This window comes from Spirosoma sp. SC4-14, from assembly GCF_037201965.1.
Lineage (GTDB): Bacteria > Bacteroidota > Bacteroidia > Cytophagales > Spirosomataceae > Spirosoma.
The window spans coordinates 1773055-1793218 of the sequence record NZ_CP147518.1; the positions used below are offsets into that span (position 1 = coordinate 1773055).

The 20164-nt window shown below is 50.0% G+C and carries 19 protein-coding genes; 6 read left to right on the forward strand and 13 right to left on the reverse strand.

Annotated elements, in window-relative coordinates; genetic code table 11:
* Positions 1-30 precede the first annotated feature (30 nt).
* From WBJ53_RS07110 to WBJ53_RS07145, 8 genes are all read right to left on the reverse strand, one after another.
* Positions 31-2337: a hypothetical protein gene (locus tag WBJ53_RS07110; protein ID WP_338875375.1), complete on the reverse strand. Its 2307-nt coding sequence runs from the start codon at positions 2335-2337 to the stop codon at positions 31-33.
* Positions 2338-2416: 79 nt separating this feature from the next.
* The gene (locus tag WBJ53_RS07115) at positions 2417-3331 is read right to left on the reverse strand and encodes a sterol desaturase family protein (RefSeq protein WP_338875376.1); all 915 of its coding nucleotides are present in this window, start codon (positions 3329-3331) and stop codon (positions 2417-2419) included.
* 3 nt (positions 3332-3334) lie between these two features.
* The gene (locus WBJ53_RS07120; protein ID WP_338875377.1) at positions 3335-3730 is read right to left on the reverse strand and encodes a rhodanese-like domain-containing protein; all 396 of its coding nucleotides are present in this window, start codon (positions 3728-3730) and stop codon (positions 3335-3337) included.
* 127 nt (positions 3731-3857) lie between these two features.
* The gene (locus WBJ53_RS07125; RefSeq protein ID WP_338875378.1) at positions 3858-4454 is read right to left on the reverse strand and encodes a methyltransferase domain-containing protein; all 597 of its coding nucleotides are present in this window, start codon (positions 4452-4454) and stop codon (positions 3858-3860) included.
* Between the two features lie 2 nt (positions 4455-4456).
* Positions 4457-4777 (reverse strand): thioredoxin, encoded by a 321-nt coding sequence (gene trxA / locus WBJ53_RS07130; RefSeq protein ID WP_338875379.1) that lies wholly within the window; start codon positions 4775-4777, stop codon positions 4457-4459.
* Positions 4749-4985, reverse strand: coding sequence for a hypothetical protein (locus WBJ53_RS07135; protein ID WP_338875380.1), 237 nt, complete (start codon positions 4983-4985; stop codon positions 4749-4751). Before WBJ53_RS07135 ends, trxA begins: the two co-directional genes overlap by 29 nt.
* A complete protein-coding gene (locus WBJ53_RS07140; protein WP_338875381.1) occupies positions 4969-5220 on the reverse strand; it encodes a hypothetical protein in 252 nt (83 codons plus the stop codon). The genes WBJ53_RS07135 and WBJ53_RS07140 overlap by 17 nt, the downstream gene beginning before the upstream one ends.
* A gap of 76 nt (positions 5221-5296) precedes the next feature.
* The gene (locus WBJ53_RS07145; protein WP_338875382.1) at positions 5297-5512 is read right to left on the reverse strand and encodes a DUF2892 domain-containing protein; all 216 of its coding nucleotides are present in this window, start codon (positions 5510-5512) and stop codon (positions 5297-5299) included.
* 184 nt (positions 5513-5696) lie between these two features.
* Between WBJ53_RS07145 and WBJ53_RS07150 the strand changes: the two genes are divergently transcribed.
* Complete coding sequence (locus WBJ53_RS07150) at positions 5697-6140, forward strand: DsrE family protein (RefSeq protein ID WP_338875383.1); 444 nt, start codon at positions 5697-5699, stop codon at positions 6138-6140.
* A gap of 60 nt (positions 6141-6200) precedes the next feature.
* On the opposite strand, the gene WBJ53_RS07155 is transcribed toward WBJ53_RS07150, so the two are convergent.
* From WBJ53_RS07155 to WBJ53_RS07175, 5 genes are all read right to left on the reverse strand, one after another.
* Positions 6201-6626, reverse strand: coding sequence for a DUF983 domain-containing protein (locus WBJ53_RS07155; RefSeq protein ID WP_338875384.1), 426 nt, complete (start codon positions 6624-6626; stop codon positions 6201-6203).
* A 240-nt stretch (positions 6627-6866) separates the two neighbouring features.
* Positions 6867-8285, reverse strand: a complete 1419-nt coding sequence (locus WBJ53_RS07160) for an MBL fold metallo-hydrolase (RefSeq protein ID WP_338875385.1) — start codon at positions 8283-8285, stop codon at positions 6867-6869.
* Between the two features lie 31 nt (positions 8286-8316).
* Positions 8317-9132: a sulfite exporter TauE/SafE family protein gene (locus WBJ53_RS07165; protein ID WP_338875386.1), complete on the reverse strand. Its 816-nt coding sequence runs from the start codon at positions 9130-9132 to the stop codon at positions 8317-8319.
* Positions 9133-9283: 151 nt separating this feature from the next.
* Complete coding sequence (locus WBJ53_RS07170) at positions 9284-9925, reverse strand: Crp/Fnr family transcriptional regulator (RefSeq protein ID WP_338875387.1); 642 nt, start codon at positions 9923-9925, stop codon at positions 9284-9286.
* An 88-nt stretch (positions 9926-10013) separates the two neighbouring features.
* On the reverse strand, positions 10014-10607 hold the full coding sequence (locus tag WBJ53_RS07175) for an isoprenylcysteine carboxylmethyltransferase family protein (protein ID WP_338875388.1): 594 nt from the start codon (positions 10605-10607) through the stop codon (positions 10014-10016).
* A gap of 170 nt (positions 10608-10777) precedes the next feature.
* Here WBJ53_RS07175 and WBJ53_RS07180 point away from each other — a divergent pair, with 170 nt between their 5' ends.
* The 5 genes from WBJ53_RS07180 to WBJ53_RS07200 all read left to right on the forward strand — a co-directional run bounded on the left by WBJ53_RS07180 (position 10778) and on the right by WBJ53_RS07200 (position 20163).
* Positions 10778-11344 (forward strand): hypothetical protein, encoded by a 567-nt coding sequence (locus WBJ53_RS07180; protein WP_338875389.1) that lies wholly within the window; start codon positions 10778-10780, stop codon positions 11342-11344.
* A gap of 172 nt (positions 11345-11516) precedes the next feature.
* Positions 11517-11996: a hypothetical protein gene (locus tag WBJ53_RS07185; RefSeq protein ID WP_338875390.1), complete on the forward strand. Its 480-nt coding sequence runs from the start codon at positions 11517-11519 to the stop codon at positions 11994-11996.
* Between the two features lie 95 nt (positions 11997-12091).
* The gene (locus WBJ53_RS07190; RefSeq protein WP_338875391.1) at positions 12092-15019 is read left to right on the forward strand and encodes an Eco57I restriction-modification methylase domain-containing protein; all 2928 of its coding nucleotides are present in this window, start codon (positions 12092-12094) and stop codon (positions 15017-15019) included.
* 92 nt (positions 15020-15111) lie between these two features.
* Positions 15112-15507 carry a hypothetical protein gene (locus WBJ53_RS07195; protein WP_338875392.1) on the forward strand — a complete coding sequence of 132 codons (396 nt, stop codon included), beginning with the start codon at positions 15112-15114 and terminating at the stop codon, positions 15505-15507.
* A gap of 279 nt (positions 15508-15786) precedes the next feature.
* The gene (locus WBJ53_RS07200; RefSeq protein ID WP_338875393.1) at positions 15787-20163 is read left to right on the forward strand and encodes a CusA/CzcA family heavy metal efflux RND transporter; all 4377 of its coding nucleotides are present in this window, start codon (positions 15787-15789) and stop codon (positions 20161-20163) included.
* Position 20164 lies beyond the last annotated feature (1 nt).

Genomic DNA, 20164 nt, shown 5'->3' on the forward strand with positions numbered 1-20164 from the left:
GTTCTGCAGAGCGATTGGCTATAAAAGAGCTTAATAAACGTTGGGTCTTGCCGGGCCAGAGTAGGGGGTAGCACCTCCTGACTTGCCAGCATGTTGAGGGACTGAAATGAGGGTGGGGTCGTTGGTTGCAGGTGTTTTAATGAACCCATAATACCGACCCATCCAATAGTCCCGAAGAAATCCGGATGGGTCTTTTATACGGTTGCCGCCATGAGTGTTGTCGAGTTGATTGACTCGCCGACTATCGCCATCTGTAAACGCTTCTCTGGGCGAGAGGGTTTTAACGGACCCGTCGTAGGCAGTATAGCCCGATTCAATAAAAAGATCGGCCCGATGAGCATTGAAATAACTGTTCTCCCGGCAATCGAGCACGCGTTCCCGAAGGAATTTTACGGATTGTTCCTGTTCGCAATCGTTGCCGGTTAGGGCTCCATAGGTGAAGTTAAACCACGGCAGGTGATCGGCACGTTTTACTTCCCAGGTGCGTTCCAGACTACGCAGGTAAATTGATCGAAGGACGGGGTCACTGGCATATCGGAGGAGTGTATAATAGCTCATAAAAGCCAGGTTGTCGTCCCAGGGTGCAATGGTTTCTGGCGGAAAGGTATTTTTCTGACGGAGGGTATTGGTGGGGTAGCCCCAATTGATAAGCTGGCGGTAGCCGTCCCTGAATTTCTGCTCGCCGGTGGCAGCAATAGCCGATTCCATATAAGACAGAACTTCAAGTCCGTTTAGTCCCCGGTCCATATAGCCATAGGGGCGCAACAGGTATTCGGGGTTCCAGCGGGCCCAGCGCGTTGGTTTGCCGTCGAGGTCGTGCATGGTCCAGCCGCAGTCAATAATGTAAGTGGCCATTTTGCGCAGGTGATCTTGGGCAATCTCTTTTTCTTTTCCCTCCGCCACCAGATCAAGGAACAGCGAAATAACGTAAAAGTGGGATGTTACCTCATCGCTCGATGTATCGCCTTTCCAGTACCATTTCCCATCCTTAGTTAAATACCACTTGGCAGGCAACCCGCCCGATCCATGTTTTCCCCGTTCACCCTTATCGCCGGTTGTCGACCAGACCGACCGGGCGATATAGCCATCTTTACCCGTAATTTTGTTTAACCAGATAAGCGCATTGAACGATTCTACTGCAGCCGCCCGTGCTTCTTTATCGCCAGTGGCAGCATATTTATAACACATTGCTGCCAGATAGGTAGCCGTATTACCGCCATCGTTGTCGCTTATTTCGCGTATCCACTCATCCCCTTTTTTGTATAAAAGATGGACAAAGCCCAGCCGTTTATGCCCCCACTCATTCATGTGCCGTTCAAACCAGGCCGCTTTTTTCAACAGCGTGAATGGCTCGTACCGAACAATGCCGATACCTTTATCGGTGGCAATATAGGCAGCATTGTTTCCGACGGCTATATCGTTTACCCAGCTACCGGGCAGCCACATGCCTTCTCCGAAATAATGGAATTCGCTCCCAACCATTCGTACGGCTCCCCGCTTTGTTCCAATCCATACATCATTGGCAAATCCCTGGCTGAGGCAGGTTGTTTGTTCAACGGGAAGGCCATCACTTCCTTTGATGTGTTTAAGGGCGGCTCCCCTTAACTCCCCCAGACCGCGATCGGTGCCTACATAAACCCGATTTCCCACACTGAGGAGTTCGTTGGTATCGGTTGAGGGTAGGCGGCCCCAGTCAATGAAATCTTCATTCACCGTTTTCCCATCGAAAAGTGCCAGCTTGCCGGGCCTTAGCACATATAGCGTGCCGCTATAGGATTCAATTTGTGTGATAGGTCCTAACGCCACTGGGTCGGCATGGATTTGAGAACCATCTTCCATAATCATGGTAACATCGCTTCCGTAATATCCGTCGGCTGGCCGGGTAGAGACAAACGTTCCATTTTCAAATCGAAAAATTTCATCTACTGTGGCGGCATGAAGGGTGCCAAGGTGCGTACACAGGTCGACATAAGCCCGATTATCCACCTTTTTCCACTGCCGATTTCGGTATACATAAAGCCCGCTGGTGCCCAAAGCCCAAATTTCGCCCTGTTCTGTCTGTAGCTTCGTTATATCCGCAGGGGCCGTCGGTTCGGCAAGAAGCGATTCACTACCGACTCGGTAAATTTTGTTCGCCATCAATGCCAGGCATATGCCGCCAGCCTCCGCTATTGCGTTAACCGGAGCGGGAGTAGCGATCTTTACCGAAATTTCCTGTGGGTATACGTCATCATTTTGTGGCTTCCACAGTTTTTCAGAAACCCTGTTGGCTTGTTGGGAAAAAGCAGCTCCTGCAATTACAAGCTGAATGAAGAAGGAGAGGGCATATCGTTTCATTCTGTAAGGTTTACCTGTTTTGTCCGGCAACTCCCGGCTCAAGCGTTTAGAATGAATACGTGAAAAGTGCTCTAATGTACTATCTAGCCAGCTTTTTCCGGATTGCGGGTAGGGAGGCTGACGAAGGTTGATGCCATGGATGCAGGAGTTGTTCACGTAGCGTATGCGGGAATTTGCCAACATCTGGAAAGCCCAGTTTCAGGTGGCTACCGGCATAGGGCTGATAGGCGGTTCGGAACAGATAGTCCCAGATGCTGAGCGTGATTCCGTAATTGATGCCATTGGGACGATCGGTAGGCAGCACTTCTACATGATGCCAGAGGTGCATCTGCGGGCTATTGAGCAGGAAACGGAGCGGACCCAGTGGTAAATCGATATTGGCATGGTTAAGATGACCAATGGCCAGGGTGAAAATATGAACCAGAAAAAAGTCCTGAATACCGAAACCGATCATGGCCAGCGGAATGTATTCGAACGTGCGGTAGATGATCGTTTCCATCCAGTGGTAGCGCAGATGAGCCGCAAACCCCATTTGCTCAACACTATGATGAACTTTATGAAACTCCCACATCCAGGACACGTTGTGGAGAAGCCGATGAACGTTCCACTGGATGAAATCGCGGACGATGAATAAGGTCAGCAACTGCCCCCATACCGGCCACGACTGAATTTCGAACGCTACCAGATTACGGATGCCAAACAAACCCAGAAAATCGCTGAATGCCTGAACCCCTACGTTCGACAATGCATTGTAGCCGACCAGAGAAAAGAGAAAGAAATTAAAAAAAAGGTAGAACAGATCCTGAAAAAAATCCTGCCGCAACACGGGTTGATCTTTTCGCCACGGGAATAAAATTTCCAGCGCCCAAACCGTTAGCGATAGCCCAACCAGCCAATAGAAATAGTTGTGCCAACTGGGGTTCAGCATTTCGTTGAGGAGGTAGTTGAAATAGCCTGTATAGCCATTGCTGAAGGCTTTAAAATAGCGTTCCATGGGTTACTGATGAATAGGGTTAATCGGATTTCCGGCCTCTATCCAGCTCCGAATGCCATTGGTCAGGTTATAGATTCTGGCAAACCCCTGCTCTGAGAGATACTTTGCCGCCTGAGCGCTTCGACCACCAACGGCGCAATACAGAAATACTGGCTGATTTTTGTTCAGTTTGCTGATTTGTTCCTCAAAATCGGATTTATAAATATCGATCTGGTGAGCATCGCCAATCACGCCCTGCCCTACTTCCTGATCGGTACGCAGGTCGATAAGCTGGTGAGGGGTTGTGTTCGCAAGGGTAGTCTTAAAGTCGGCCGGGGATAAATGGTGTATGGTCGACTCATGGGAACCGCAATTCCACAGGAGCGGGCTTAGGAACAGTATTGTCAGAAAAATACGCATCGCATTGCTGGTTTTCTGACAAATTTCTCGCGGCTAACCCCCATATTCAGTGATAAGAATCACAAAAGAAAACGCCACAGCCGGAGCCATGGCATTGGTCATAGAGATAAGTACAAGGTATTGCGGTTTACTTTTTTCGGGCCATCAGCCGGATCACGCAGGCTGAGCCATTATGGTATGCTCCCTCGCGGAGGTCGACGTAGGTTTCTTCTGCTTTCAGGATTTCCAACTCCTTAAAATCGTCCAGCAAGTCGGTGCGGCTATAGAGCATATCGGAGTTTTGTGGTCCGCCCGAACTTCGGCCAAGCTGCTCTTTATGGAATGCTTCCAGCATCAGATAGCCAGAAGGCTTAAGGAACGAGATGAGTCGTTGATGAACTGCTCGTCGGTCGGCCGAAGGCATATGCGCATAAATCAACCCAATCAGATCGTAAGTATTGGCCGGTGCGGTGAAATTCTGTAGTGTATTTGTTTCATATTGAATGGTTGTGCAGGCCCCACCCGCTAATTGTAAGGCTTTCTTTCGGGCTGCCGGGCTATAATCGAACGCATCGACGGCCCACCCTCGAAGCGCTGCATAAACGGCGTTGCGGCCTTCGCCTTCGGCTGGGAGCAACAGCCGACCGGGTTTTAGCTTGTCGATACACTCTTTGAAAAACTCGTTGGGCTTTGTGCCATAGGCATACGACGAGCTTTTGTAGCGCGTTTCCCAGAATTCGTTCATGGCTAGGTGGCGGATTCAAACTGATTGACAACGTGTTCCAGTTGATGCGCCTGTACTACTCCCGATTGCCGCCAGACGATCTGCCCTTTTTGAAATAAAATCAGCGTAGGTACTCCCTGAATACGGTAAGCATTGGCGACAAGGGGACTCTGATCGACATCAATTTTGAGAACCCGCACCCGACCGCCCATTCGTCCGGCAAAGTCTTTCAGAATGGGAGCCATCATTTTGCAGGGGCCACACCACTCGGCCGAGAAATCGACCAGCACGGGAGTTTCGCCCTGGATTATCTCATTAAATGTTTCTTTTCGCTGTGTTTCCATGACTGTTCATTAGGTACTGAATGAGTTGATGTAGTAAATCGCCCAGCAGAAATCCCATAATTCCTCCCCAGAGGGTCATGGATTGCCAGTGCGACTGGATAGGACAGTGCCCTGTCAGGCAGCCCACCTCGCGCCAGTACGCAAAGCCGCTTAGTGCGCCCAACAGTGCCCCTGCCCACATCCACCACCAGTTAGTGGATTTCTTCATACTGTACATCGTCTACGGACTTTTCAGCGTTGGTGTTTGTTGTTCGGTTGGTGGGCCGAGGTATTCCGCATCCTGCAGCACCACATCCCACATTCAGGATGGCTTGCAGCAGAAGCATACCGCCCAGTAATCCGAGTAAAGGTTGCTTATCTGCGAACGCACTCCAAATGATAGCGCTGCCAGCCAACAGCCGGACAATCCGCATTACGTCCCAGTTTTTTACTAAGGTTTCCATAAATAGGTTTACTCCAGACTCGCCAGAGACTTTATGTTATTACAGATGAATCGTTCCAATGCTCAATTTACTGATACTAATTAGCGTGTTTGCGCTGACGATTTGTTCGAATGCCAAACGGAAGGTAGAGCGGGCAAACACTAACCAGGCTGGTGAGAATGAACACCCCCGCCAGAACCAGGCTAACAATTCCCCAGATACCGGTAAGAATTCCGCCCGCATACAGGCCAGTCAGAACAATTGCAAGGAGCAGTCGGATAATCCGGTCTGCTGAACCCATATTCTTAATCATACTAGTAGTCGTTTGAACGGTCTCTTTTTTTATGCTAAGAAAACGTAAACCGAAACCGAATTCCGTGATAAAAATCACATTCGACTATGATCAATACCCATAACTTAGCCGTCACTGGTCAATGGCTCAGTTCGAGATGAACAAGTCATTGACTACTCTGAATTAAGTGTTAATCAAATCGTTTATGAACTATCTGTCAATCAGCTTATTTCTGCTGTCAATTCTGTTCGGTAAGGCTTCCTCTGCCCAGACAACGTTTCACGGTGCCGAAGCCACAATGTCAACCTATCGGGTGGTATATCAGCTGAATACCGACGACGAAGGGAAAATAAAAGCTACCCTGAAAAACATACAGAATGCGCTGTCGGACCCGCGTTTACACGGAAAACTGGACGTCGAGCTCGTGGTGCATGGGGGTGGAGTTGCCGTATTTAAAAAGGGAAGCCCATTTGAACAAACCCTGCTGGATTTGCAAAAACACGGGGTCATTCTGGCTCAGTGTGAGAATACGTTGCGGGAGCGTAAAATCAGCAAGGATGAGCTATTGCCATTTATTGGATACACCCCTAGCGGCAATGGCGAACTGATTATTCGACAGCAACAGGGCTGGGCTATTGTTCACCCATAAGCAGACTTAACCGGCTGCAAACCCAGGATAAAAATCCGGGGTTTGCAGCCGGAGGTCATGTTATTGAAGCACCTGCGATTCTGTTGTTTTCGCGGGTGCTTTGGTGTTGTCTTTAGCCAGAGCAGGGCGGTAGTCGACAAAGAAATTGATCCAGGTTCGGCGGGCAAGCCGGAAGAAAAATGGGGTTAATGCAATCAGCGACGGAATAAGTCCGATCAGGTAATAGTCGAGATTGATGTCGAGGATGGTGTAGCAGAGCACAAACGAACTGATGATAAACGCTACGTAATAGGCGTAGCTGACATACAGGGCTCCCGTAAAAAAGCCCGGTTCTGGCGAATACCGCAGCTTGCAGTGGCTACACTGTTCGTGCATTTTGTCGAACTGCTTCAGGTTGTAGGCGCTTTGGCTAACAAAAAAATCGCCCTCCTGACAGCGAGGACATTTATTGAAAAGAATGCTATATAGTTTGGTCCCTTTTAACATGGCGCAGGTACGTTGAAAGTGCAGATCACGGCTGTTGTTATGTCGATGATCATTGATGAAACAAAAGTAAGATGCGACTAAGCCGTAATCTGTGATAATTGTTACACAGGAACCTGATTTTAGTAAGCTTCTGGTATCGTTAACTAAGCGGTAGAGATTGTAAAAGCAAATCCTGTCAAAAACTTCTTCGACAGGATTTGCATGATCAGCAGGATTCTTTTTTGGTTGCTGAACTGATAGCTAGCTTTTCTTCAGGGTGCTTGGGCAGACGTAATCGGTAGTTTTGATACGGCCGGTTTTCTGAATGGCTGCAAAGCCCCCCGCCACATCGACTACATTGTCATAGCCCCGCGATTTCAGAATCGAAGCGGCCATCATCGAGCGGTAGCCGCCCGCACAGTGGATGTAGAACGTTTCACTTTTAGGGAACTCGGCCATATGCTCACTAATATAGTCGAGAGGAATATTTTGTGCGCCATCGATATGCTCTGCCGAAAACTCGCCGGGTTTTCGCACGTCGATAATCGGGATGGTGCCCTGTTCGAGTTTGTCAGCCAGGTTATCGGCCGAAATCGAAGTAATGGTATCTACTTCTTTACCGCTGGCAGCCCAGGCATCGATGCCACCGGCCAGATAGCCCAGCACCTGATCGTAGCCCACGCGGGCCAGGCGGGTCAGCGTTTCCTGCTCGGTGCCAGGTTCGCAAATCAGCAGCAACTCCTGCCGAACATCGGGAATCAGCGCACCAACCCAGGGCGCAAACTGTCCGCCCAGACCAATGTTAATTGAGTTTGGAATAAAGCCTTTGTTGAATACCTGGGCTGAACGTACGTCGAGCACAACAGCGCCCGTTTCGTTGGCGGCTGCTTCGAACGCGTCGGGGCTCAGCGGCTGAGCGCCCCGGTTCAGCACGGTGTCGATACTTTCATAACCCTGCTTGTTCATCATCACGTTTTGTGGGAAATATTTCGGCGGAGCCAGCAGCCCGTCGGTTACTTCGTTGATGAATTCGTTGCGGGTCATGTTGGCACGCAGCGCATAGTTGAACAACTTCTGATTGCCCAGCGTGTCGGTGGTTTCCTTACTCATGTTTTTGCCACAGGCCGAACCCGCCCCGTGGGCCGGGTAAACGATCACATCGTTGGGCAAGGTCATGATTTTATTCCGCAGCGAGTCGAATAGATAACCTGCTAAGTCGTCCATTGTCAGATCGGATTTCTGTGCCAGATCAGGACGGCCTACATCGCCAATGAACAGCGTGTCGCCACTAAACAGCGCGGTTTCTTTGCCCGCTTCATTGATCAGCAGGTAGCAGGTCGATTCCATTGTATGCCCCGGTGTGTGCAATACGCGGATTTTTACCTGTCCCAGCGAGAGTTCTTCCCCATCTTTAGCAATGTAGGCGTCGAAACCGGTCTGGGCATTGGGGCCGTAGACGATGGTAGCACCGGTTTGTTTGGCCAGGTCGAGGTGGCCCGATACAAAATCGGCATGGAAATGCGTTTCCAGCACGTATTTGATGGTAGCTCCTTCGCGTTCGGCCCGTTCGATATAGGGTTTTACTTCACGGAGGGGATCAATAATAGCTACTTCGCCAGCACTTTCGATATAATAGGCCCCCTGAGCGAGGCAGCCGGTATAAATTTGTTCTATTTTCATGGTCGTTGTCGATTGACAAATGGAGTCTGTATTAATGAAATGAGTTAGAAACGAGTTCTTTCGCGATGATGTAAACTCCCATAATGAGTACAAACCAGCCAAAGGCTTTTTTTAGTTTCTGCCCCGGAACATACCGGGATAGATAGGAACCAACAAAAATACCGACTACTGAAAGGGCCGTAAATTCGAGCAGAAACGGCCAGTCGACGTGCATGTTAGACAAATCGCCCAAAAAACCGATCAGCGATTTGGCCGCAATGATCAACAGCGAAGTACCAACCGCCATTTTCATCGGTAGCCGTGCCAGCAATACCAGCGCCGGAATAATCAGGAATCCGCCACCAGCACCCACAATGCCTGTGAGTGTACCAACCAGTGCACCTTCGAGGGCAATCAGGGGTAAGTTAAACTGAACGCTGTTGGGTTCGTTGCCCGTTTCGCTTTTTTTATCCCGGATCATCGAAATAGATGCGGCCAGCATAACCAGCGCAAAAAATAACATGATGGCAACATTCCGACTGAGGGTGAAGGTTCCCATCGTCAGAACAGGGTCGGGAAGGGCCGGAACCAGGTATTTCCGGGTTAGAAAAACGGCTAAAAAGGAAGGAAGCGCAAAAACAAAGGCAGCCCGATAGTTGATTTGCTCTTTTCGCATGTAGTTAACCGATCCTACGAGGGAGGTAGTGCCAACAACAAACAGGGAGTAGGCCGTTGAGATGACGGGGCTGATTCCCATCAGATATACCAGAACCGGGAGCGTCAATATGCTGCCACCACCGCCAATCAGGCCGAGGCTTACGCCAATAAATATGGATGAAAAAAAGCCGATAAGTTGAATAGTAGTCATGCCTGTTAAACTTTTAAGCAAAACAACAGCATGGCCAAAGGCTTTTCCGTGATAATTGTTACACAGGCGATTTAACGGTCATTTGTTATTAGCCTTTGGCGTTATTGGCATTGGCCTGGTAACGATTAAATAACCAATCCGCTAATGACCATCAAACCGTCATCATTTCGATTTTGCCGCGCAGGAGCTTCAGCTTTTTCATTTTTTCGAGCTGTTTGAGCAGCCGCGATATGACTTCGCGCGAGGTGGCCAGCTCATTGGCAATTTCTTCGTGGGTGATGGTTAGTTCGCGACACTGGCAGCTTTGCGTCTTTTTCTGAAGGTAAGTCAGCAGGCGCTCGTCCAGTTTATGAAATGTTACCTCGTCGATAGTGGCCAGCAGATTATCGAATCGTTTCTGATAGGTCTGGAAAACAAACTGCTTCCAGGTCGAGTAGCGGCACATCCACTCGTCGACCTTATCGACCGGAATCGAAACGAGTTCGGTTTCTTCTTCGGCTACAGCCGTAATTTCGCTCCGGCGGCTGCCCAGACAGCAGGTAAGCGACATGGCGCAGGCGTCTAATCCGCCCAGATAATACAGCAACGCTTCGCGGCCTTCCTGATCGGGCCGCATAATCTTGACAGAGCCGTGAATAATAATCGGTACCGACCGTATATATTCGCCGGGACGAATCAGGTAAGCCCCCGCCGGAACAGTCTTGTGCTGGCCGGTCTGCGCTAATTCTTCCAGTAATTTATATTCAAATTGCCCTTTAAAAATTTCCTGTAACTCGTTAACGGTAATGGTCATGGCAAATGGAGTAGTCTATCGGAATGCTGTTAGCTACGTAACCCATATTGTCTGTTGCAAGTTGCAATCCGGTTGCATAAGCTAAAAATTACGTTCTGGGCAGGCGCGGAAAAAGCATTGGAACATGCTGCTGATAGGTGCGGTACTGATGGCCGAATGTTCGAACCAGTTTGCGCTCTTCGAAATAGATACCAATTCGGATGTAGGTAATGGCTAGCAGATCAAACAGGAGGTGTTTCCAGTCGGGTTGTGCAACAAGAAGTCCGACGAGTGCGATTAGTATGCCCATATAAAGTGGGTGGCGCACATAGCTGAGCAGCCCCGATTGCTGAAACTCATCCTGATGCTCAGATGATTTGGCCATTGGCCAGCCAATAAACTCAGCCAGATTATACTCCCGAAAGGCCGCTAATCCAGTGGAAATGCCTAATCCCATCAAGAGCCCTCCTAAGAGAACAGAGCCATTCCAGGTGCCAATCAGCACAGCAGGAGCTGCATAGAGTGTGGTCATGATCGGTATAAATGTAAGCAAGGCAATCCCATTGTAGATAAGACGGTAATAGCGTTTGAGAAAAGCACTTTGCCGATAAACCCATTCTTTGAACCAGAAAGCTGCCGTCAGGCTGTGAATCAGTCCAAACAAAGCCCAGGCAATCAGCATCGGAAGGTAGTCGGTAAACATAATTGGCGAGGAGGGAAGAACGTGTGCATGAGTACAATCAACAAACGTTTAAAAATTGACGTTATGCTTTCGGAACAATAAATTGAGTGATCGAATTACGGTTTATCGTTCATTCGAATGGTTTTGTTACGAGCTACCGATTCAATCATTCAATTACTCAATTAGTCAATATGCAGGACATTGAACCCTTCTACGGCTGGGAAAAATATTATACCTCATCGGACGATGACCGGTCGCCGTTTCATGAACGCGAGTATAATATGCAGCAGTACGAAAATACGATTTACGGCTACTACATCCATCCGCTCTGGGACGAAATTGGGTCCGAGACACTATACTGCAAAATATTGTATGCCAACTACGACCGCCAGTTTGTGGTTATCGAACTCTTTGGCGAGTGGAATGACACGCTGCACAACGACATCATGTACCTGAAACGGCAGGTCGTTGATCCGCTGGTGTATCAGGGTATCAAATATTTTATGCTGATTAGTGAGAATATTTTCAACTTTCATGGCTCCGACGACAGCTATTATGAAGAATGGTTTGAAGATGTAGAAGATGGCTGGATTGCGGCTGTGCATTCGCCGGAGTTTATTGAGCGCGAATGGAAAAAGTACCACCTCGATTATTACATCAATTTTGGTGGTACGCTCGATATTGCCAATTGGCGTACGCTCAAACCCCAAACATTGTTCGACCTCGTCAATGGGTTGATCGTTCGGCGGTTGGGGTAAGGCATTGGTCATTGGTGGTTTGTGATTAGTTAATTGGTCATTGGTTAGTTTTCAAATGACTAATGGTTAATTGCCAATGACCAATCCCTAACTACCTTTCTTCCATTCTTTTTTGCTTTTCGAATGCTTTCTGTTCAATTTTCGCTCATCACTAGTTCCCACAAATAATTCTATGGAAAACAACGAAAAAAAAGCTGCCACCGAAGAGGTCAATGCCGCTAGGTCGACTACCACCGAAAAATTTGAGTCGTTCAAATCGGAAGCCAGCCAACACCTGAACGCAGCCGCCACGCAACTCGATGAGCTAAAAGACAAATTGATAGCGCAGGCGCAGGAGTTCGGTAAGGATATCGATATTGATGGCATCAAGGCGAAAGCCAACGAGCATTTCGAAGCGGCTAAAGCCTCTACAGCCGAAAATCTGGCCAATTTACAGACTCAGGCCGAAACTGTTTTTGCGGCTGCTTCGGCCAAAGCCGACGAACTGTCGGATGTTGCCGAAGACAAATTTGATGATCTGAAAGCCGAAGCGGCCGTTCAGCTCGAAGCAGCTCAGGCTAAACTCGATGAACTAAAAGCCGAAGCAGCTTTGCAGATCGAAGAAGCAAAAGAAAAGGCCAAAAGCGTCTGGAATCAGCTTTTTGGTAAATAAGCTCGGAAATAGGCAGGCACCGGGAACCCCCATGACCATAAAAAAGTCGTTCGGGAGTTCCCGGTGTCGTTATGTTTACCGTTAACTTTGCCTGCATGAGGCTACAACTTCGTAAACCCTTTCAGACGCTCGATAAAGCGTATGCCCGACAGGCTGTCTCCGGCGAAAAACTGGATACATTTTGCCGGGCACTGGCTCAGTTGATGTTGGGAGTAGACGAAAAAGAGACTGATGAATACCAGACGGCGCTGGTCGCCAGGTTCCTGAATGATACGTTTTCTGCCGAAACCTACGAAGTCAGTACGGCATTGGGTGTCGACCTGATTGTTTGCCCGAATCCAGAAAAAGCGGGTAATGCTGGCCCATCAGTTGTTATCGAAACGCGGAAGGCATTTGCGGGCGAAATGATAACGCCGATCAAAAACAACGTAAAATCGCTTCATGAACTGATTCTGTATTATTTCGATGCACAGGAGGTCGACCCGACCCGCAACATCAGTCAGTTGATCATTACAGATGCCTACAACTGGTTTATCTTCGATGAAACGGATTTCCGGAGTCAGTTTTATGAAAACCCCCGCCTTCGGAAACTGTATCAGTTAAAGCGGCAGCATCAGAAAGATAATGCCTTTTTCTACGCCGAAACAGCCCGAATCCTTCGTGAACTGAATACCGAAATTCCGGTTACCTACCTGAACCTGCGCGAAGTAGCCGACGCGCTCAAACTGCCCGCCGATCAGGGCAATCGGGTGCTGATTCCGGTATATAAACTACTGGCGCCAGATCACTTGCTGAATTCGTCGGCTACCGGCAAGACAAACCCAGTACATCCGCGGTTTTATGATGAGCTGTTGCATATCATTGGCGTTCAGGAAGCAGAGGAAAAATCTGGCAAGCGCCTTTGCCGACTACCGGAAAAGACCCGCCTGCCGGGTTCGTTAATCGAACTCGTAATCGAACGGCTGGTTCAGGAAAACCGCCTTTTTGCCGTTCCTAAGCCCGAACAATATGGCGCTACTGAGTCCGAACAACTGATCAATGTGGCGCTGGCACTGGCGGTCAATTGGCTTAACCGAATCCTGTTTCTGAAACTGGCCGAAAGTCAGATCAATCGGTATCGGCAGGGAAATCAATCGGTTGAGTTGCTGACGGGGCGGTCGATAGAAACGTTCTCTGCTTTGGACGGCTTGTTTTCCGATGTAGCTTCGAACGGGAAACCCTGGTTGCCTGGCTGGATGAGTTCATTGTTCGGAAAAACGGATCTCGAACAAAATACACTGTCGATACGTCAACTGCCCAATGAGGCCAAGTTGCCCCTGTTTGCCGAAACGGTGCTGACAGATTCTGGCAGGAATATACAATCGGAACAGGTGCCAACGCTGCACTATCTGCTACATTTCCTGGATTCGTATGCATTCTCGGTCGATACGCCAGCCCTGATTGAGTTGCCGGGCAAACCGCATATTAACGCAGCCGCTCTATTGCATTGCTGGGACCGCCTTAGTGCCTGTCGTCGGGGCATGTTGCCAGCACCGGCTGTTGTAACAAACTATGCTGTTCGGGAAGCCATTCGGCGGGCCGCCATCAGCCGGTTCAATGAGCAATTTGAGTGGAACTGTGTCGATCTGGCAGGCGTGCAGGAGCGGCTGACAAGTAGCGACCTGACCCGAGCCAATGACTTGATCGACTCCTTTCGGATTCTTGATCCGGCCGTTGGGGGAGGAGCTTTTCTGAGCGCTGCGCTCAATGAACTCATTGTTCTGAAAGCCGAGCTGGGCATTCTGCGCGATCTGACCGGACGCCCGGTGCAGTCATATGGGTTTGCAGTTATTGATAACGCTTTACTAATTACGACCTCCGACAACGAGCCGTTCGACTATTTTCTCGGCGACCCGAACAGTTCCCGGTTTTCGGGACTGGAAATACAACGCATTCAGGAAACGATTCTACGCGAAAAACAGACCCTGATTGCCAATTGTCTGTTCGGGGTCGATACCGACAGGCTATCGGTGAGCTTATGCCGCTGGCGCTTTGCTATTGATTTATTGAAGAGTGTGTACTGGAGCGACCTGGAGGCATCGGGTAATCCTGCTTTGAGTCGATTCGGGCGCTCGCTCGAGTGGAATACTAAAATCGGAAACGCACTGCTGTCAGGGTTTTCGTTCGATTTTCGGGTCGACAGCCTTAAACGTCCCCTTCGCGATACAGTTCAGAAGGCGTTTAAACAATATAGAACGGATGCACAAAGCTGGAAACGTGGATTCGATACGGACGAAGGCAACCGGTTGGAGTTGCGGATGCGGGCCTTTCGGGAGCTATTGGCCCAAATCGCACTTGCCGACCAGAAAGATGTAGTGGCGATTCGTAAACTGGAAGCAAAACTGGCTCAGGCTGCCCTGACATTTGATGTTGTGGCGCAGAGCATGGCACAACAAAAGCTAACGGAACGGCTTCATCAACTGAAAAAAGCGTTTGAGAACAAACAGCAGTTGCTCAGCCAGGCTTTTGAGTGGCGGTTCGAATTTCCGGAGGTGTTAGATACGGATGGCAATTTTGTTGGATTCGATGTTATTGTTGGTTGTCCACCTACTGCCTGGCATTCGACTTCCGGCTCAGAAAAAGGATATTATCAGAAGGCTTTTTTGAATACATATACAGCCAAAGCCAATCCCTACGTTCTGTTCGTGGAACTGGGCCTGCGGTTATTGAAGGCCGATGGGCAACTGGCAGTTGTGCTACCCGCCAATTGGGTGAAATCGGGCAACAGCAGCAAACTTCGCCAGTGGCTCAAAACTAAGGCTATTGAACAGATTACTGATTTTGCCGACCAAATGGCTTCGAACAAAAATGCGGTTAGGCCGGGCGTATTGATTGTACGGAATGCCGGAAGTACCGGCACCTTTCTGGCAACCAAAATCGATACGCTGAGTAATACAGCCGATGTCGATTCTGAATCCATTACGGTTTTTGTAGATACCCTGGCCGATAAAGCGTGGGCATTGTCGGGCAATAATGCCTCCTGATGGAGTTTTGGGTTTGTTGACGAATCTTTAATCACATATTAACGTTCAGAAAGTTAGGTCGTAACTACAGACTTGCCTAACTTTGGCTACCAATGATGTCGCGCCCTGTCATATTGACCCTCCTTTGGTTGGCCTACGCTTTTATGCTGGTTCATGATCTGATTCCGCATCATCATGATCAGGAGGGAAGTGTGGCGCATCGGGAGCAAAATGCCCGGTTCGACAAACAGACTACGCCAAAATCGGGTTGGTGGTTTGCCCACGTGCACGTTCCGGGGCAAACCATGTATCAGGATGAGATCGCCAGTCCGAATGCTCCACAGTCATTGGTAGCAATCGTTCCTGCATCCATTCGCCTATACCCAATGGTGTTGGTGCATCTGACGAATTTGTTTTTGGGGTGGCCACCTACGCGGGCAAACGCTCCACCCGGTTTATACCGCTTCCGACCCCTTCGAGCTCCCCCTACTTCTTTCTTCTTCGCCTGAGTCGTTCGACTAACGGGCCTCTATGTGCATGGGTAATCCTGAGGATTAGTTACTGGACACTGGTCATTGGCTGACTGGTCATTAGTTATAAACAGCTTTGGCTGGTTGAGTCAAATTGACTAATGACTAATTAGCGATAACCAACCGCTCATTTCCTCAATTGCCGTTTGCCTTCTTTTTCAACATTCATTTTTTCAGAATTACGTTTCCTGTTTCTGTCAGGCTCTGCGGTCGCTCTAGGCTGTTGGAGTCGTTTGGCTTATCGTAACCCATGTAGCGATGCTCAACAAAATCATTCTCTTTTCCATTAAACACAAACTCATTGTGGGTTTGCTAACGCTCGTGCTGATTGTCTGGGGCGGTTGGTCGGCAGTTCAATTGCCCATCGATGCCGTTCCCGACATCACCAACAACCAGGTGCAGGTCAGTACGGTTAGTCCGTCGCTGGCTGCTCAGGACATCGAACGGCTGGTGACGTTTCCGGTCGAAATCAGTCTGGCCAACATTCCCGGTCTGATTGAACTGCGCTCGTTTTCACGCTTTGGGCTATCGGTCGTTACGGTCGTTTTTCGCGACGATGTCGATGTCTACTGGGCCCGCCAGCAGATTGCCGAGCGATTACAGAACGTTGTCAACGAAATTCCGCCGGGTGTCGGAACGCCCAAAATGGCTCCTGTTACCACGGGGCTGGGCGAAATTTTTCAGTACACGGTTGTTCCGAAGAAAGGCTTCGAACGTAAGTATTCACTCAAGGATCTACGCACCATTCAGGACTGGATTATCCGTCGGCAGTTGCTGGGCACGGCCGGAGTTGCCGACATCAGTAGTTTCGGCGGGGAGATAAAACAATACGAAATTGCCATCGATCCCGATAAACTTCGGAGTGTTAATCTGACGATTACCGATCTGTTTTCCGCTTTGGAAAAAAACAATCAGAACACGGGCGGAGCCTATATCGACAAGAAACCAAATGCCTATTTTATCCGTAGCGATGGCCTCATTGGCAGCACCGCCGACATCGGCAATATTGTTGTTAAACTCAATAATAGTGGCTTGCCGGTTCGGGTTCGCGATGTAGCTACGGTGCAGATCGGTAATGCCGTGCGTTACGGTGCCGTTACCCGCAATGGACAGGGCGAAGTGGTGGGGGCCGTGGTGATGATGCTCAAGGGCGAAAATTCGTCGAAGGTGATTAAGGCGGTGAAAGAAAAAATCGCTGAAATTCGGAAAACGTTACCGCCCGGTATCGAGATCATTCCGTTTCTGGATCGTACAAAAATGGTCGATAGCGCCATTGGCACCGTTACCCGAAACCTGAGCGAAGGAGCATTAATTGTCATTTTTGTGCTGGTATTGTTGCTGGGCGAATGGCGGGCCGGTTTTGTGGTGGTGTCGGTGATTCCGCTGTCGCTGCTGTTTGCCATTGGACTCATGAATGTTTTCGATGTGTCGGGCAATCTGATGAGCCTTGGCGCTATCGACTTCGGCCTCATTGTGGACGGAGCCGTTATTATTGTTGAGGCCACCCTGCATCACATGCTCCTGCGTAACCGCGACCGAACGCTGTCGCAGGCCGAAATGGACGAAGAAGTTTTCGAATCGGCGAGCCGAATACGTAGTTCCGCAGCTTTTGGCGAAATTATTATTCTGATCGTATATCTGCCTATTCTGGCCCTGAGTGGCATTGAAGGCAAAATGTTCCGGCCTATGGCGTTGACCGTGGCGTTTGCCATTCTGGGCGCTTTTATCCTGTCGCTGACGTATGTGCCTATGTTGTCGGCACTGCTGCTCGATAAAACCATTCGGCACAAAAACACGTTTTCGGACCGATTGATGGTTCGGCTGCATCGCTGGTATGAACCCTGGATTATGCGGGCACTCCGCGTTCGGATTCCGGTGCTGCTGGTGGCGGCCTCGCTGCTGGCGGTCAGTGTCGTTCTCTTTATGCGAATGGGGGGCGAATTTCTGCCAACGCTCGATGAGGGCGATTTTGCGGTCGATACCCGCGTGCTGACCGGAAGTTCGCTCAGCGAATCCGTCGATGCCACCTCGAAAGCACAACGTATTTTGCTAAAGCAGTTTCCGGAGGTCGAACAGGTGGTTGGCAAGAGCGGTGCTGGTGAAATTCCGACCGATCCAATGGCCATTGAAGCCTCCGATCTGATGGTGATTCTGAAGAAAAAGGACCAGTGGACCAGTGCCAGCAACCGCGAAGAACTGGCCGGGAAGATGGCCGACGCATTGTCGGTGATTCCGGGGGTTTCGTTTGGTTTCCAGCAGCCCGTACAGATGCGTTTCAACGAACTGATGACGGGCGTTCGGCAGGATGTGGCCCTGAAAATTTATGGCGAAGATCTCGACGAGCTAACCCGGCAGGCCGCCAAGGTCAGCAACATCATCCGAACCATCGATGGCGCTAAAGATCTGTATGTTGAACAGGTATCGGGTCTGTCGCAGATTCTGATAAAACTCGACCGCGATCAGATTGCCAAGTATGGTCTGAATGTGTCGGATGTGAACCGGGTCATCAATACGGCTTTTGCCGGACAATCCACGGGGCAAGTGTTTGAAGGCGAGCGCCGGTTCGATCTGGTGGTTCGACTGGCTGCCGAAAAACGACAAAGTATCGACGATGTTCGGAATATCTACGTGTCGACCCCTATGGGGCAACAGGTGCCGCTGGCACAACTGGCCCAGGTAACGATGGAGCAGGCTCCTAATCAGATTCAGCGCGACAACACCCGACGACGCATTACCCTGGGGTTCAACGTGCGCGGGCGCGATGTGGAAAGCATTGTGCAGGAATTACAAAAAAAGGTGAGTGCCCAGATCAAATTACCACCGGGCTATTCGATTACGTACGGTGGGCAGTTCGAAAACCTGATCGAAGCCAAACAGCGCCTGTCCATTGCCGTACCTATTGCCCTGGGGTTAATCTTTGCCCTGCTGTTTTTTACGTTCCATTCCGTTCGGCAAAGTCTGCTGATTTTTACGGCCATTCCGATGGCGGCTATTGGTGGCGTATTTGCGCTGATACTGCGGGGAATGCCGTTCAGTATTTCGGCTGGCGTAGGGTTTATTGCCCTGTTTGGCGTTGCGGTATTGAATGGTATTGTACTCATTGGTGAATTCAACCGGCTTCGCTACGAAGAAGGCCTGACCGACATTCGCGAAATCATCCGGCGCGGCACCGAAGTGAGGCTCCGGCCCGTAGTGATGACAGCGCTGGTGGCCTCGTTAGGGTTTATTCCGATGGCCGTCTCGAATTCGGGTGGGGCCGAGGTGCAAAAGCCGCTTGCTACGGTTGTGATTGGTGGACTCATTACGGCTACGCTCCTGACGTTGTTTGTGCTGCCTATTCTGTATACCTTCTTCGAGCGCGGTTTAAACAAATCGGCACTGCCGAAAGCCAAACTAACAGCTACGGTTGTGGCGCTGCTGCTCCTGACTTCGATCGGTGCTTCGGCTCAGTCGCCAGCTATCAAGGTTGTTACGCTCGATCAGGCCCTTCAGGAATCGGCAACCCGCAATGCCCGTATCCAGATCGGTAGTCTACAGATCAATCAGCAGCAGGCGCTTCGGCAGAGTGCCTACGATTATGGTCGAACTACCGTGAATGGATCATTTGGGCAGATCAATAGCCGAAAATTCGATAATAACCTTACGTTTACCCAAACCATACCTAATCCGACTTTACTACGTCGACAGGCCAATCTGGCCGATGCCACCATTCGCAGTGTCGAAACATCGGTAGGCGTTAGCCGAAACGACGTACGCTACGAAGTGAAGTCGGCTTATTATGAACTGAAATACCTACACGAGCGGGAGCAACTGTTTTTGCAGCAGGATTCGGTGCTGGCCGAGTTTGTTCAGGCCGCTAACCTGCGCTATCGGGTCGGTGAAACGGGCTCATTAGAAAAAGCTACCGCCGAAAGCCAGCGGGCCGATGGCCGGGTTAGGCTGGCGCAGAATGCTGCCAGTCTGACTGCCGCCCGAACCCGTCTGCAAACGGCGCTCTACAGCCCCGATGCGCTCGATGCGGCACCCGGACCTCTTGCAAAACGGGAGCTTGTCTTGTCGACAGATAGCAGCGCCGTTGCCAATAACCCTTTGCTGGATCAACTTCGGCAACAAGCTGTTGTTGCCGAACAGGCCCGACTTGTTGAACAGGCCAAAATGAAACCCGATTTTACGGTAGGCTTTTTCTCGCAGACCATTGTTGGAACGCAGATTTACGATAATGTTGAAACCTATTATGGGATCGGCTCCCGATTCTGGGGTGGCCATATTGGGCTATCGTTTCCGTTGCTGACCGGTGCGCAAAAAGCCAGGATCGGGGCCGCCCGAATTGGCGAGCAGATTGCCCAAACCGAATTGGTTACGCAGCAACAGGTGCTGAAACGACAGTTCGAGCAGGCCGTTCAGCAGTATGAGCAATACCGGTCGGCATTGACCTATTACGAACAAAACGGACTGGCGCAGGCGCGGCTTATTCTCGAAAATGCCCGAAAATCGTTTCGCGGGGGCGACATTGGATACGTTGAGTTTTCGCTGGCATTGCAGCAGTCGCTAACGATTCGCTCCAGTTACCTCGACTTACTGAATCAATATAATCAATCGGTGCTCTACATCGAATATCTGCTCGGGCGACCTTAAA